Raw genomic sequence first — 1,034 nt, 5'->3', positions numbered from 1 at the left:
TAGAGCATAATCCGAACGGCGTGAATCGTTGAGGGATTCCCAAGGGGACTGAAGTCTGATTCAAGCCTGTCACCGGCGACAGGAGGCCGGTCAGATGGGCAAGCCGTTATCGATGGACCTGCGGGAGCGGGTTGTTGGTGCCATATCGGGCGGCATGTCACGCCGGGCGGCCGCGGCGCGGTTCGGGGTGAGCGCAGCCAGTGCAGTGAGGTGGGCGGCACTTCAGCGCGATCAGGGAAGGCCGGCGGCCAAGCCACAGGGCGGTGACACGCGCTCTGCCACGACCGAGGCCAAGGCGGCACGCATCTGGGCGCTGTACGAGGCGGCCCCCGACATCACCCTTGCCGAGTTGCGCACGGCGCTGGCCGCCGAGGGGATCGCGATGGCGGTATCGACCCTGTGGCGCTTCTTCGCCCGCCACGGGCATACGCGCAAAAAAAGACTGGTCATGCGAGCGAGCAGGACCGCCCCGACGTCCTGATCGCGCGTGAGGCCTGGTTCGAGGGCCAACTCGATCTCGATCCGGAAACACTCGTCTTCGTCGATGAAACGGGTGCCAGCACCAAGATGGCACGCCAGTACGGCCGTGCCCCACGCGGCGAGCGGCTGCGCATGGCGGTGCCGCACGGGCACTGGATGACGACCACGTTCGTCGGCGGCTTGCGGCTCTCGGGTATGACCGCACCGCTCGTCATCGACGGACCGATGACCGGGGCATGGTTCGAGGCCTGGGTCGCCCGGGCGCTCGCCCCGACACTGAAACGCGGCGATGTCGTGATCCTGGACAACCTGCCCGCCCACAAAAGCGTCGTGGCGCGGAATGCGATCGAGGCAAGGGGTGCCCGGCTGCTCTTCCTTCCGCCTTACTCGCCGGACTTCAATCCGATCGAAAACGCCTTCGCCAAGCTGAAAGCACTCCTGCGTAAAGCTGCTGCGCGCACCGTCGACGACCTGTCCCGCGCCATCGGCGCCGCCATCGACACCTACACGCCCGCTGAGTGCGCCAACTACTTCGCCGCTGCCGGATACGATGC

General features: G+C 66.6%; 1 protein-coding gene. It reads left to right on the top strand.

All coding sequences use genetic code 11. The features are described 5' to 3' along the window. Positions 1-94: 94 nt before the first annotated feature. A protein-coding gene (locus LRA89_RS20425; protein ID WP_230772845.1) for an IS630 family transposase occupies positions 95-1,034 on the top strand; the annotation gives its coding sequence in 2 pieces (ribosomal slippage) (positions 95-440 and positions 440-1,034; 941 coding nt annotated over the 2 pieces). This gene is flagged as partial in the annotation.

Source organism: Sphingomonas sp. Leaf4 (assembly GCF_920939515.1).
Classification (GTDB): domain Bacteria; phylum Pseudomonadota; class Alphaproteobacteria; order Sphingomonadales; family Sphingomonadaceae; genus Sphingomonas.
This window is presented reverse-complemented; position numbering and strand designations above follow the sequence as displayed.